Raw genomic sequence first — 13,744 nt, 5'->3', positions numbered from 1 at the left:
GGCGCGCTGGTGTGCCGGTCCCCATTGTCGTGTGTGTCCCCATGTCTCCTGTTTCGTCGCGTCGTCGTACCCAGGGTGTTGCCCGCTATGGCTTGCTGATTGTCGCCACCTTGATGGTGGCGGGCGCGGCGGTGATCTATTGGAAGATCATCGGCCGCGACGAGGGCGCAACAGCCACGACCGGTGTCGTTGCCGCTACCGGCCCGGTCATACGTGAGGGCGCCGACACCGCCGAGCTGCTGCAACACGCACGCGAGGCGATGTCCGACGGGCGTCTGCTGGCGCCGTCAGGCAACAACGCGTTTGAGTTCTATCTCGCCGTGCTCAAGCGCGAGCCGGGCAATCAGGTGGCGCAAGACGCCTTGCGTGAGATCTTTCCGTTTGCCGCCCACGCAGCGGAGCAATCCATCGATGCCGGGGATGAGGCCGAGTCGCAGCGCGAGATCGAGCTGCTGACACGCGCCGATCCGAAGAACTACACGCTGACCCTGCTGCAGGCGAAGCTGGAGGATCAGCGTGCGGTTGCGCAACAGAATGCAAAGCGCGAGCAACAGGCGTCGCCATCCACCAACCGGGCACCCGTTGCGGTTTCGGCGCCTGCGCCGGTAGCGCCAACGACGGCAGTGGTAACGCCGCCGACACCCGCGCCGGCCCCTGCCCCAGTCGTTGCAAAACCGGCGGTCGCCTTGACTCCGGCAGAACACGCCCTCGCGCAACTGCACGTCGAATCGACGCCGGTCGAAGCGGCGCCGAGGGCCGCCGTGCGCCCACGCGCCGTAGCCGCCGCGACGGCCGATAGCAATGGCGCCGTGGCCCCGACCCTCACTCGCCGTGTGGAACCGGCCTATCCGCCGGATGCCAGACGCACGCGGCGCCAGGGCTGGGTGGACGTGACCTTCACCGTGTTGCCGGATGGCACGGTCAGCGGGGCGAATGTCGCTGATGCCGATCCGCGGTATGTCTTCGATCGCGCGGCACTTACCGCCGTGACGCGTTGGCAGTTCACGCCGGGCATGCAAGACGGCAAGCCGGTGGCATCGCCCATGCGTCAGCGCATCGAGTTCCGCCTCTAATCATGTCGGCGAAGGCATAATCGGTAGCGGTTTATCACGGAGGAACGCCATGCACCGACTGCTCGCCCCTGTTGCCCTTGCCATGGTCATCGCGTTGGGAGGTTGCCAGGACATGACCCGCGCTGCCGCCCCGGCCCCTGTGCATGGCTACGTCACCGACATGAAAGCGTTCGATGCCTTCATCGCCACGCATCCCACGCCCGATCAGTTCCATGCCGCGTATCCCGACGTGCTACTGGTATTGCCGGGCTCGGTCACGACGCTCGAGCTCCGCATGAACAACAGCCGCTATTACGCAGAGCTCGACAAAGACGGACGTATTGTGGGTGGCCGCTTCAGTTGATGGTCTGGCGACAGTGAGTTCTTACGGGAATGGACGTCTATTCATCAGGCAAGCCACCCGCAAGTCACATCGCTGACATGATGTAACGCTATTGTGACAGTTCCGCCGGGGCGGCTGAGAACAGCCGGCCCTGCGTGCGGTTACACCATTGCAGCGGTGCCATGTCTCGTTTCGCTTCCCTTGCGCCTCACCGAGGTGTGATCGTCGCCGTTTCCGTCATCGTGGTCGCTGCCCTTGCGGGTGCTGCCTACTGGCTGTATGGCTCAGGCACAGGCAGTTCGGCTGCCGCCAGCGCGTCGTCGGGCAAGGACGATAGCGGCGTCACGATCATGTTGGACCTCGCCAAAACCGCGGTGACCGAGAAGCGCCTGGTAGCGCCGGCGGGCAGCAATGCCTACGAGTTCTATCTCAGCGTGTTGCAGCTCGATCCAGAGAACAAGGTGGCCCTGGACCAGCTGCACGAGGCGTTTCCATCTGCCTCGGCGGATGTCGAGCGCTCCATCAACGACAACAATCTGGACGAAGCCCAGCGCGAGCTGTCGTTGCTGCGCGAGTACGACAAAACCAACTACATCCTCTCGCTGCTTGGCGGCAAGCTGGATGCCCAGCGCCAGATCCAGATCCATCAAGACGAAGCGCGCGCGGCGGTTATCCAGGCGCAGCAGTCTGCGGCCGGCGGTGGCGTGTACTGAGCTTTTGACCGTTCCGGCCGGTGCCGGAATGGTCAACGAAGCAACGGTCCGACTTTCTTCATAAGCAACTCCACCAGCTCGGGTTGCATGAACTCGTAACGGTCTGGAATATCCAGGCAAACGATGCGTTTACCTCGCAGCCGCGCGCCGTGCCGTGCCTGCAGGCGTCGGCGATGTGCGGCTTCCATCACGACGATCAGCTCCGCCCATTCGAGCTGATCGGCAGACAACGGCGTCTCTGCATCATCAGCAAGTCCGGCCGAATCCACATCGAGCGTTGGCCATGTTCCGAACACGGCCGCGGCCGTCGGGCTGCGCAGCTTATGTCGGCTGCACAGGAAAAGGACACGTCGAGGCGTGCTCATCGCGCGGCGAGATACTCGTCTTTCAAGCGCACGTAGTGATCCGCGGAATAACGCAGCTGTTCGATTTGCTGATCGCTGAGTACGCGCACCATCTTCGCCGGGTTGCCGAGCCACAGCTCGCGTTCGCCGACGACCTTGCCCGGTGGAATCACGCTGCCGGCGCCCACGAAGCCGTACTGCTTCACCACCGCGCCATCGAGTACGCAGGCGTGCATACCGATCAGACAGTAGTCCTCGATGGTGCAGGCGTGAATCACGGCGCCATGGCCGACCGTGACGCCCTCACCGATGATGGTCGGCATGCCGCCGGGTGTGTACGGGCCGTCGTGCGTCACGTGAATCACGGCGCCATCCTGCACGTTGGTGCGCGCACCGATACGGATGAAGTTCACGTCGCCACGCAACACCGCGCCCGGCCAGATCGAGACGTCGTCGAACAGCTCAACCGCACCGATGACCGTCGATGCCTGGTCGACATAGACGCGCTGATGAAGCGTGGGCCAGATGCCCTTGTATTTGCGTAATGGGTCCATCGCTCTATGGTAAGAGCGAGGAGTGAGTGAAGAGAAGTGAGCAAAACAGAGATAGCGCCGGCTCGCGCTCTGGCTCTCTCTCACTTCTCACTCCTCTTCACTCACTCCTCACCTCTACAGTGAGCCCTGCTTGTCCAGCACCGCCTTCGTATAGAGATAGCCCGCTTCAATAGCGCGCTCCCAGTCTTTCCAATCCAGCATGCCGATGTGCTCCAACGGCGGCGTCAACAGCAGGTCGGCGCGTTCGCGGCGGTGCTCGCTGGGCCCCTCGCTGTTGACCATGGCCGCGCGCACCAGGGTGGACACCAGCCCGGGGCGCTGAATGTTCTGGCGGCCCAACAGCACTTGCCACCATGGCGGCGTGGCGAATTCTTCCGCGGTAGTCAGCAGGGAAATTTCGGCGCGAATGTCGATGGCGGTGATGTGCGCCAGGCCGTCGTCGGCCATGACGTCGGTGGGCAGGTTGTCGACCAGGGCGCCGTCGACATACACGCGGCCGTGATGCAGCACCGGTGGCAGTACGCCGGGAATGGCGCTGGAAGCACGCAGCCACAGCCATAGTGGACCTTCGCGGTGCACCACCATCCCTTCGCCGGAAAGGCAGGTGGACACGCAGAAGAACGGCAGCGTGAGGTCTTCGACATCCAGCGCGCCAAACGCACGCCGCAGCATCAACGCCGCCCGCCGCCCGCGGGTGAGCGCCACGATGGGCAGCGTCCAGTCCGATAACGGGCGTCCTTCGACGAAGGCACGATGGAAGGTCTGCACCATCGTGTCCAATTCCCAACCGGCGGCCACGCTCGCGCCAATGATCGCGCCGATGCTGGTGCCGCCCACGGCATCGAACGTGTGGCCGGCCTCCTGCAGCGCACGGAGGGCGCCAAGATGCGCAATACCGCGCGCGCCACCGCCTGCCAGTACCAGTCCACGGGCATGGCCGCTGATCACCCGGGCCAGCCGCGCGATATCCGCGCGTCCGCCCACATGGTGGTGTTGTAGCTCGCCACTGAATTGCGCCCGCCAGCGCTGGGCTGCTCCCAGTGCAGGCTGGCGGCCTGGGTGCAGCAGCACCAAATGACGTGGCCGATGCCCCGCCCGCGACGGATGCATCGGCGTGGCTTCCGGCCATGGCCGAGCCGGTTGTGCCGCCAGTGCAGGTAACAGCAGCACGTCGGCCTGGCGCAGACAGCGTTGCCGCCAGAGGTCGTCGCCGCTGCTGTCCAGATAGATCACGAAGCGGGCCTGCGCTTCGCGCTCGGCAAACCAGTCGCTGCCGCGGCCGGCGCCGTGTTCGGCATCGATGACCACGCAACTGCCCCAGTGCTCAAGTTCCATGGCCAGCTGCATGGCCAGCGAGCGGGCCGGTACGTCCGGCGAAGCGGGAAGCAACGCAAACGTGCGCGCGATGCCGGGGCTTTCGTCGCCGCGCATGCGCGTCTGCAGACGGGCAATGGCCACGCGGGCGACGCCCAGCATGGCTTGCGGATGACGTTGGGTAAGCGCCTCGTAGGCGGCAATATCCAGACGCAACAGCTCGCTGTCGCGCAGGGCTCGCGCTGTGTGCTGGCGGCTCTCACCGGTAATCAGCCCGATTTCGCCCACGCTGTCGCCAGCGGCCACCAGACGCACCCGCTCCGTTGGCCCGTCAAACACGCCGAGGCTGCCGCTCACCACCAGGTAAAGCGCATCCGCAACGTCGCCATGGCGGAACAGCGTGCGTCCACCGGGCAGGGAAAACCATTGAAGTTCGGGGAGCAGAGCGGCTAGCGCCTCGTCCCCCAAATGCCCGAACACGTCGCTTCGACGCAGCAGGGCGGAAAAATCGGGCTTAGACATGGCGCGGGATGGTACGGCGGGGGATGTGACAATTCGTGAGCGCGGTGATCACCGACACCCTACGCCGTCTTGATTTCGCCGGGGTGGGTCGCCACGCTGGCGGACACCCTGCTGGCCCGTTCCGGCCCTGCGGGTGATCCGAGGAGATTTCATGGAACACGACAATCCGTTGCTGGCTGACGACGCGCTGCCGGCGTTTTCGCAGATCCGGCCCGAACAGGTCACGCCTGCCATCGACACCATCCTGGCCGACTACCGCGCCGGCATCGACGCCCTCACGGCGCCCGGCGCACCGCGGGACTTCGCCAGCGTCATGCTCACGCAGGAACGCCTGGAGCAGCGGCTAGCACGCGCCTGGGCACCGGTGAGCCATCTGCATTCAGTCGCCGACAGCGAGGAGCTGCGTAAGGTCTATGGCCCGGCGGAAGAAAAGCTCACCGACCACGCCATCGAAGTCGGCCAGAACCGCGCGCTCTATCAGGCCGTACAGGCCTTGGCCGATGCACCGACGTTTGCCGGCCTTCCGCGTCCCGAGCGCGCGCTGGTCGAGCATGCCTTGCGTGACTTCCGCCTGTCCGGCGTCGCGCTGGAAGAACCGGAGCGGTCGCGCTATCGCGAGATCGGCGTGGAACTGAGCCGGCTTTCCACCGAATTCTCCAACGCTGTGCTCGACGCGACCGATGCCTGGCATGAACACATCACGGACGAACGCGATCTGGCCGGTGTGCCCGAGTCGGGCCGCGCGGTGCTGCGCCAGTACGCCAAGGAACAGAATCTCGACGGCTATCTGGTCACGCTCAAGCAGCCCAGCGTCCAGGCCGTGCTGACCTATGCCGACAACCGTGGCCTGCGCGAGCGCGTGTACTGGGCGTACCAGACACGCGCCTCCGACCAGGGTCCGCAGGCAAGCAAGTTCGATAACAGCGAGCGCATCGAACGCATCATGGCGCTGCGTTATGAAGCGGCGAAGCTGCTGGGCTTCAAGAATGCCGCAGAGGAATCCCTGGCGACCAAGATGGCCGGTACGCCGACGCAGGTGATGGAGTTCCTGCACGACCTTGCCACCCGCGCCAAGCCGGTGGCGCGCGCCGAGCTCAATCGCCTGCGCGAGTTCGCCACGCAGGAACTGAAGCTCGACAACCTGGAATCCTGGGACGTCGGCTACGCCTCCGAGAAACTGCGTCAGCGCGAATACGACCTCGACGAAGAACAGCTCAAGCCGTACTTCCCGTTGCCGGCAGTGATGGAGGGGCTGTTTGGTCTCACCCAGCGTCTCTACGGCATTTCGCTCCGCGTCCGCGAAGGCGTCGACGTGTGGCATCCGGACGTGCGCTATTACGACGTGCTCGATACCGATGGCCGTGTGTTTGCCGGCGCCTATGTCGACCTCTATGCACGCACCGGCAAGCGCGGCGGCGCGTGGATGGACGTGTGCCGCGCGCGCTTCAGCGATGGCGGCCAGGAGCAGTTGCCGGTGGCCTTTCTCACCTGCAACTTCGCACCGCCCACCGAGGGCCGCCCTGCGTTGCTCACGCACGACGACGTGCTCACCCTTTTCCACGAATTTGGACACGGTCTGCATCACCTGCTGACCGAGATCGCGTTGCCCTCCATCGGCGGCATCGATGGCGTGGAGTGGGACGCGGTGGAGTTGCCCAGCCAGTTCATGGAGAACTTCGGTTGGAACCGCGAAGCGCTCGACCTGTTCGCACGCCACTACGAAACCGGCGAGCGCCTGCCCGATGAACTGTTTCAGCGCATGCTGGCGGCGCGTCACTTCCACGCCGGCCTGTTCCTGGTGCGTCAGCTGGAATTCGCCATGTTCGACTTCCTGCTGCATCTGGAATACGACCCGACCAAGGGCGCGCGCACGATGGAAGTGCTGGAAGAAGTCCGTCACGACGTCGCGGTGCTGCATCCGCCGGCGTGGCAGCGTTTCCCGCATGCGTTCTCGCACATCTTCGCCGGTGGATACGCGGCGGGGTACTACAGCTATCTGTGGGCCGAATTGCTGAGTGCGGATGCGTTCGGAGAGTTCGAGGAGCATGGCGTGATCGACCGCCCCACCGGCGACCGTTTCCGCAAGGAAATCCTCGCCGTGGGAGCGAGCCGGCCGGCCCTCGAGAGCTTCATCGCGTTCCGCGGCCGCCCGCCGGAGCCCGAGGCGTTGCTGAGAAGTCACGGTCTCGCCTGACCTTCGTCACTGCCGCCCCGCGTGGGCGGCAGTGTTGGCGCAACCTTCGCTTACAATGTCCCCATGAAGATCGCATCATGGAACGTGAATTCGCTGAAGGTGCGCATACCGCACCTCACCCAGTGGCTGGCCGACGCGCAGCCCGACATCGTCGCGCTGCAGGAAACCAAGCTGGAGGACGCCAAGTTCCCGGTCGATGAACTGGCAGCCGCTGGCTATCGCGCAGTGTTTTCAGGTCAGAAAACCTACAACGGCGTTGCGCTGCTGGCGCGCGCCGATGCCCATCCCGAGTTTGAGGATGTTGTCACCGACATTCCCAACCTTGACGATCCGCAACGACGCATTCTCGCCGCCACCATCGGCGGCGTGCGCGTGGTCGATCTCTACGTGGTCAACGGCAAGGCCGTGGGCGATGAGAAGTACGCATACAAGCTCGACTGGCTGGCGAAGATGCGCGAGTTCCTTGCGCGCGAGCACGAGCGCCATCCCAACCTGGTGGTGTTGGGCGATTTCAACATCGCGCCCGACGATCGCGACGTGTATGACCCGGCGACCTGGGGCGAGGACATTCTGTGCTCGCCGCCCGAGCGGGAGGCGCTCAAGCGCATCACCGACCTGGGCCTGCACGACAGCTTCCGCCTGTTCGAACCGGCGGGTGAACACTACAGTTGGTGGGACTATCGACAGGGTGCGTTCCGGCGCAACATGGGTCTGCGCATCGACCTGATCCTGATCGGAGACGCCCTGAAATCCGCAGCCAAGGCGGCCGCTATCGACCGGACGCCAAGGACCTGGGAACGACCTTCCGATCACACGCCGGTAACGGTTGATCTGGATATCTAAGACGCACGCAACACCGCAAACAGGCTGCTGATGAATACACCCAAGACCGACTGGCCCAGCTCGCTAGGCGACAACGAACTCGAGGAACTGGACCAATACCTGCGTGCCCACGTCGGCGAGGGCGACCTGCTGCTTGATGGCGTGCATGGTCTGCTCTCCGCGCTGGCGGTGGGGCCGATGCGGGTGCTGCCGGAAGAATGGCTGCCGGAAGTGCTGCACGAGCCCTTCAAGGACGAGTCCGAAGGCAATCGCGTATTGGCCCTGCTGGCCAAGCTCAACGATTCCATCAGCGCCGAACTCGACGTCGATGCGTACGAACCGATTCTCGGCGAAGTGGACACCGAAGCCGGGCCGGTGCTTTCCGCGGCCGGCTGGTGCGAAGGTTTCAGCCGCGGCATCGACCTGCGCGCCGGGTTGTGGGAAAAGCGCCTGGCCGATGATCCGTCGCTCATGGAGCTGCTGGGCCCGGTGATGGCGCTGGCGGTCGACGAGGGCATCCTCAATGCGGACGCCGAGTTCGAGAAGCTCAGCGAAGAGGAATACGACGAGTGCCTCGGCCAGGTGCCGATGGTGCTCGGCGCGGTCAACCAGTACTGGCACGATCACCCCGTCAGCGAAGCCGAGATTGAAGCGGCCGTGAAGTCGACGGACGACAAGGAGAAGGAAGTGCCGCCGCCGCGTCATCGCAGCGGACACTGGGTGCATTGAGGGCAGGTGTGAGTGGAGAGGCGTGAGAAGTCAGAGGGTCAGCGCTTCTCTCACTTCTCAATCCACTTCACTCACTTCTCGCTCTACGCGAACAATCCGTTCCTGTTTGCCATCTTGGGCAACGCCGCGTGCGGGATCATCATGTGGCCAGTCCAATTTGGAGGCCAGCCATGACTGAGCGCAGCATTGTTCGCCGCATTCGCGGCATCGATACCTCCGATGGCGCGGGCGTCAAGCTCAAGCGCGTCATCGGCCAGCCGGGCCTGGATATGCTCGATCCGTTCCTGTTGCTGGACGAATTCCGTTCCGACCAGGCAGGCGATTACATCGCCGGCTTTCCGGAGCATCCGCATCGCGGCTTCGAGACCGTGACCTACATGCTCGCGGGCCACATGAAGCACCACGACAACCACGGCAACAGTGGTGATCTGGTAGCGGGCAGCGTGCAGTGGATGACTGCAGGCCGCGGCATCCTGCATTCGGAAATGCCCGTGCAGGAAGACGGCCTGATGTGGGGCTTCCAGCTGTGGGTGAACCTGCCGGCGAAGGACAAGATGATCGCGCCGCGCTATCAGGACATCGGTCCCGAGCGCATTCCGGTGGCCCGTCCTTCGAATGGTGTGGAAGTGAAGGTGATCGCCGGTGAGTTCGACGGCGTGACCGGCCCCGTGTCGGAGATCGTCACGCAGCCGATCTACCTGGATATTGCCGTGCAGCCCGGTGCGTCGGTGACTATCCCATTGCCGGAAGGCCATGCCGGCTTCGCCTACGTGTTCGACGGTACCGGTGCCATGGTGGCTGGCGAGCCGCTGGCCCGCAGCGAATTGGCAGTGCTCACGCGAAGCGGCGATTTGCGCATCGCGGGCGGCGATACCGCTGCACGCGTGCTGCTGGTGGCCGGGCATCCGCTCAACGAAAGCGTGACGCGCTATGGGCCGTTCGTGATGAACACGCCCGAACAGATCCACGAAGCCATTGCGGATTTCCGCGCCGGCAAGTTCTAAGAGCGAGAAACGAGGGAAGAGAAGTGAGTAGTGAGAGAAAGCCGCAAGTTTGCGAGCTTTCGCTCTCTCTCACTTCTCACTCCTCTTAACTCACTCCTCTCTCCCTCCGCTGTCCTCGCCGGCCATCCCCCTGGCCGCAAGGCGAATCCAGCCCCGTCGACGCGCCTGGCGTGGTCGATGCATGTCCACCCGTGCCTGCCACCGGGTTCACAGAATCAAGCATTTAGCCCGAAAGGCGGATTGTAAAAAGTCCTTAGTTCGCCGTTAAATTAGGATTAATCCAAGGGGGCGCAACCGGCTGTACTATCAACTTACAGTCCCTTGCGAAGAATCCACGCATAACTAGCTGTTTTTATTGCTATGAACGCCCTGATTACGCTCATTGTCCTGGCCCTGATCGCGATGTTCGCTACCGCGATCAAGCGCGTGCCGGCCGACCAGGTGCATAGCCTCTATCGCAGGGGCCGCCCTTACCGCCTGTTGCAGCCGGGTACCCACATGGCCCTCCCGCTGATTGATCGCGTGGAACACCGCATCGATCTGAGCGGCCAGGTTCTCCGTTTCGAAGAGCTGCTGCCCAACGCCCACGACGTGCGCGGCACGGTGTACTGGCAGGTGCTTGAGCCTGAACGTGCCGACTGCGTCATCGAGCAGGCCGACCAGCTGATCCGTGGCGGTGCGCTGGCCGCGTTGCGGCAAGAGCCGGAAGCCTACAGCGCGGATCGCCGCGACTCGGGCTCCCGTCTCAAGCAGAGCATGAACGGCTCTTTGCGTGAGCGCGGCATGATGGTCACGCGTGTGGAGCTGGAATTTGCCTGACCGGCCTTAACGCCGGCAGGCCCATGGCGAAGGTGGCCCCAGAGCGCCCGCCACAGGGGAGACACTTCAAACCCGCTTCGGCGGGTTTTTCTTTGAGAAGTGAGAGAAGGTCTGGCTCTCTCTCGCTTCTCACTCCTCACTCCTCTTCACTCACTCCTGCCCCCAAACTGGCGTCCGGAGCGCCACACCCGGATACTTGCGGCCCCGTTTTACCAAGGCGTCACTCCCATGACCTCCCGTCACGACCTGCAAATCCGGCTGGAACGCGGCATCGCCTCGCTGGGCGTGCAGCTGCCGGACGGTGCCGTGGAGCGCCTGCTCGACTACCAGGCGCTGCTGGCGCGCTGGAACGCCACCTACAACCTCACCGCCATCCGCGACCCGGCTGACATGATCAGCCGTCATCTGGTCGACTCGCTGGCCATCCTGCCGTATGTGCAGGGCAGCTCGCTGGCGGATCTCGGCACCGGCCCGGGGCTGCCGGGCATTCCCCTCGCCATCGCTGCGCCGGAACGCCAGATATTGCTGGTGGATTCCAACGGCAAAAAGGTCCGCTTCCTGCGCGAGGCCATCCGCTCACTTAAGCTTGAGAACGTGCGCGCGGTGCAGTCGCGGGTTGAAGAGGTGGAAGGCCAGTACGACTGCATCACGGCCCGGGCCTTTGCCAGCCTGCGGGACATGTTGGACTGGGGTGGTCATCTTTTGACCAAAGACGGCACCTGGCTCGCCATGAAGGGTAAGCACCCCGACGACGAGCTCGCCGATATGCCACCGGGTTTCGAGGTGCGTGCGATCCATACGCTGGAAGTGCCGGATGTGGGCGGCGAGCGCCATCTCATCGTGCTGGCCCGCACAGGCGATCAAGCAGGCTGCTAATCTAGCCCCCTTTTCACTCGTTCACGGTACCGACGACACCATGGCTCGCATCATCGCTGTCGCCAACCAGAAGGGCGGAGTCGGCAAGACCACCACCGCCGTCAATCTCGCCGCTGCGCTGGCTGCCGCCAAGCGCAGAGTGCTGCTGGTCGATCTCGACCCGCAGGGCAACGCGACCATGGCGTCGGGTGTGGACAAGCACGAGGCCAAGCCGAACGGCTGCGAAGTGCTGCTGGACGAAGCGCCGATCGAAAAGGCCATTGTCCGGACCGAGGCAAACTACGATCTGTTGCCCGGCAACGGCGACCTCACCGCGGCCGAACTGAAGTTGATGGACGCGATTGCCCGCGAAGGCCGGCTCAAAGAGCAGCTGGCCAAGGTGGCTGATCGCTACGACACCATCCTCATCGACTGCCCGCCCACGCTGCATCTGCTCACGCTCAACGCGTTGACGGCGGCCCATGGTCTGTTGGTTCCGGTGCAGTGCGAATACTTTGCGTTGGAAGGTCTCTCCAGCCTGCTCGATACGGTGAAGGCCGTGCGTCAGCGCCTCAATCCGGGGCTGGAAATCGAAGGCCTGCTGCGCACCATGTACGACGTGCGCAACAACCTCGGCAACGAAGTGTCAGCGCAGCTCACCACGCACTTTGGCGACAAGGTGCTGCGCTCGATCATTCCGCGCAATGTCCGCCTGGCCGAAGCGCCCAGCCACGGCCAGCCGATCCATCTGTACGATCGCAGCTCGCGCGGCGCCATTGCCTATATCGGGCTGGCCGGCGAAATGATCCGCCGCGAGCGTGGGCATAACGTCCAGCAGCAGGATCAGGCGGGCGACGTGGCGGCGCCGATGCTGCACGATGACTCAGACGAGACGCTCGACGACGTCGTCGATATCCACCAGGAGTAAGCATGTCTGCTGCGAAAAAACGGGGCCTGGGTCGCGGGCTCGATGCCCTGCTGGGTGGTGGTGCCGACGAACCCGGCAAGCCCTCGGTACTGGAGCAGGAAGGCGAGCTGCGCACGCTGCCGATCCAGCAGATTCAGCCCGGTAAATACCAGCCGCGCCGTCACTGGAACGACGAGGCGCTGGACGAACTGGCCGCCTCGATCCGCGCGCAGGGCCTGATCCAGCCGGTGGTGGTTCGCGCCATCGGCAAGAACAGCTACGAGCTGATTGCCGGTGAACGCCGCTGGCGCGCCGCCCAGCGTGCGCAGCTCCATGAGCTGCCGGCGCTGGTGAAGGACGTGCCGGAAGTGGCCGTGCCGGCCATGGCGCTGATCGAAAACATCCAGCGCCAGGACCTCACTCCGCTGGAAGAAGCTGACGCGCTCAAGCGCCTCATCGACGACTTCGACCTCACCCACCAGCAGGCGGCGGATGCCGTGGGCCGCTCGCGCGCCTCCGTATCCAACATGCTGCGTCTCACCGAGCTGCCCGAGTCGATCAAGCGTCTGCTGGACGAGGGGCAGCTCGAAATGGGCCATGCCCGCTGCCTGATCACGCTGCCGGAAAGCATGGCTGAAGGCCTGGCGCTGGAAGCAGCGCGCAAGGGCTGGAGCGTGCGCGAACTGGAAGAAGCCGCTCGCCGTGCGCAGACGGCACCCAAGGGCAAGGCTAAGCACGCCCCCGCGCGCGATCCCAACATCGATGCGCTGGAACGTGAGCTGGCCGATCGCTTCGCCACACGTGTTGAGCTGGCCCAGGGACGCGGTGGTCGCGGCAAGCTGGTGATCCACTATCACAGCAACGACGAGCTGGACGGGATTCTGGGCAAGATTCGCTGAGGCGGGTTTTCCTGGCTTGTTTTTGCGGGTTTGCTCGCTGAAGCGCGTAGCCGTGCGACAGACCGGCTCCCTCTCCCCTCCGGGGAGAGGGTTGGGGTGAGGGGTGGGTGCTCGCGGCACGGTTCATATCCCTCACCGTCATCCCAGCGAAGGCTGGGATCCAGTGACTTTGGCTCTTGTCGACGGTGAGGCGACCTGGCTCGCCTGCCGCGGGCTTCCGACCTCCTGCCGGAGGCCGGGTCACTTTTCTTTGCTTGCCCAAAGAAAAGTAACCAAAAGAAAAGGCACCCCCGCTTGGCGCTGGCCGGTGAAGCCGGCCAGTCCGTGAGGGGCGGCCGGGCTTTTCGACAGGGCATCCTGCCCTGACGAAAAGGGATCGGCATCCCTGCCGATCCCCCTGCGGGCCTGATCGTCCACCCCTCACCGCCGCACAGGGGGCCCGAAGGTCAAAAGCTCAGAGCGCACGGCTCGTGCAGCAGAGCTGCACATCGCATCACGGGTCTCGAGGGGGCGTGTCGTGCCGTCATCGCGCACAGGGTGCGCTCCCCGGCGGGGAGAGGGAATTATTCAGCGAGCATGAGCCCTGCCGAACCAGCGGCCACCCCGCTCCTGACGGGACGCCCTCCACCCACTAGAATATCGCCCCTGGCGCCAGGCGCCCCCCTGTTCAAGA

Annotated in this window: 14 protein-coding genes; 11 read left to right on the top strand and 3 right to left on the bottom strand. The window is 64.4% G+C overall.

Annotated features, from left to right (window positions below):
- Positions 1-41 precede the first annotated feature (41 nt).
- The 3 genes from OQE56_RS16070 (at position 42) to OQE56_RS16060 (ending at position 2,108) form a co-directional block, all read left to right on the top strand.
- Entirely contained in the window at positions 42-1,073 is a 1,032-nt protein-coding gene (locus tag OQE56_RS16070; RefSeq protein WP_267225661.1) for an energy transducer TonB, read from the top strand.
- A gap of 49 nt (positions 1,074-1,122) precedes the next feature.
- A complete protein-coding gene (locus OQE56_RS16065; RefSeq protein ID WP_267225660.1) occupies positions 1,123-1,416 on the top strand; it encodes a hypothetical protein in 294 nt (97 codons plus the stop codon).
- Between the two features lie 161 nt (positions 1,417-1,577).
- The gene (locus OQE56_RS16060; RefSeq protein ID WP_267225659.1) at positions 1,578-2,108 is read left to right on the top strand and encodes a hypothetical protein; all 531 of its coding nucleotides are present in this window, start codon (positions 1,578-1,580) and stop codon (positions 2,106-2,108) included.
- A 32-nt stretch (positions 2,109-2,140) separates the two neighbouring features.
- Here OQE56_RS16060 and OQE56_RS16055 read toward each other — a convergent pair whose 3' ends face one another.
- The 3 genes from OQE56_RS16055 to OQE56_RS16045 all read right to left on the bottom strand — a co-directional run bounded on the left by OQE56_RS16055 (position 2,141) and on the right by OQE56_RS16045 (position 4,842).
- Positions 2,141-2,473, bottom strand: coding sequence for a low molecular weight protein tyrosine phosphatase family protein (locus tag OQE56_RS16055; RefSeq protein WP_267225658.1), 333 nt, complete (start codon positions 2,471-2,473; stop codon positions 2,141-2,143).
- Positions 2,470-3,006, bottom strand: a complete 537-nt coding sequence (locus tag OQE56_RS16050) for a gamma carbonic anhydrase family protein (protein WP_267225657.1) — start codon at positions 3,004-3,006, stop codon at positions 2,470-2,472. Before OQE56_RS16050 ends, OQE56_RS16055 begins: the two co-directional genes overlap by 4 nt.
- A gap of 114 nt (positions 3,007-3,120) precedes the next feature.
- Positions 3,121-4,842, bottom strand: coding sequence for a patatin-like phospholipase family protein (locus tag OQE56_RS16045; protein WP_267225656.1), 1,722 nt, complete (start codon positions 4,840-4,842; stop codon positions 3,121-3,123).
- 151 nt (positions 4,843-4,993) lie between these two features.
- Between OQE56_RS16045 and OQE56_RS16040 the strand changes: the two genes are divergently transcribed.
- The 8 genes from OQE56_RS16040 (at position 4,994) to OQE56_RS16005 (ending at position 13,071) form a co-directional block, all read left to right on the top strand.
- Positions 4,994-7,036, top strand: a complete 2,043-nt coding sequence (locus OQE56_RS16040; protein WP_267225655.1) for a M3 family metallopeptidase — start codon at positions 4,994-4,996, stop codon at positions 7,034-7,036.
- Between the two features lie 63 nt (positions 7,037-7,099).
- Positions 7,100-7,879: an exodeoxyribonuclease III gene (gene xth, locus OQE56_RS16035; RefSeq protein WP_267225654.1), complete on the top strand. Its 780-nt coding sequence runs from the start codon at positions 7,100-7,102 to the stop codon at positions 7,877-7,879.
- 30 nt (positions 7,880-7,909) lie between these two features.
- Positions 7,910-8,587: a YecA/YgfB family protein gene (locus tag OQE56_RS16030; protein WP_267225653.1), complete on the top strand. Its 678-nt coding sequence runs from the start codon at positions 7,910-7,912 to the stop codon at positions 8,585-8,587.
- 170 nt (positions 8,588-8,757) lie between these two features.
- Positions 8,758-9,591, top strand: coding sequence for a pirin family protein (locus tag OQE56_RS16025; RefSeq protein WP_267225652.1), 834 nt, complete (start codon positions 8,758-8,760; stop codon positions 9,589-9,591).
- 360 nt (positions 9,592-9,951) lie between these two features.
- Positions 9,952-10,410: an SPFH domain-containing protein gene (locus tag OQE56_RS16020; RefSeq protein WP_267225651.1), complete on the top strand. Its 459-nt coding sequence runs from the start codon at positions 9,952-9,954 to the stop codon at positions 10,408-10,410.
- 228 nt (positions 10,411-10,638) lie between these two features.
- Positions 10,639-11,286, top strand: a complete 648-nt coding sequence (gene rsmG / locus OQE56_RS16015; protein WP_267225650.1) for a 16S rRNA (guanine(527)-N(7))-methyltransferase RsmG — start codon at positions 10,639-10,641, stop codon at positions 11,284-11,286.
- 40 nt (positions 11,287-11,326) lie between these two features.
- Positions 11,327-12,193, top strand: a complete 867-nt coding sequence (locus tag OQE56_RS16010; protein ID WP_267225649.1) for a ParA family protein — start codon at positions 11,327-11,329, stop codon at positions 12,191-12,193.
- Positions 12,194-12,195: 2 nt separating this feature from the next.
- Entirely contained in the window at positions 12,196-13,071 is an 876-nt protein-coding gene (locus tag OQE56_RS16005) for a ParB/RepB/Spo0J family partition protein (protein WP_267225648.1), read from the top strand.
- The last annotated feature ends 673 nt before the right edge of the window (positions 13,072-13,744 follow it).

Origin of the sequence: Dyella silvae, from assembly GCF_026421305.1 — a bacterium.
In the GTDB taxonomy this organism is placed as follows: Bacteria; Pseudomonadota; Gammaproteobacteria; order Xanthomonadales; family Rhodanobacteraceae; genus Dyella; species Dyella silvae.
This window is presented reverse-complemented; position numbering and strand designations above follow the sequence as displayed.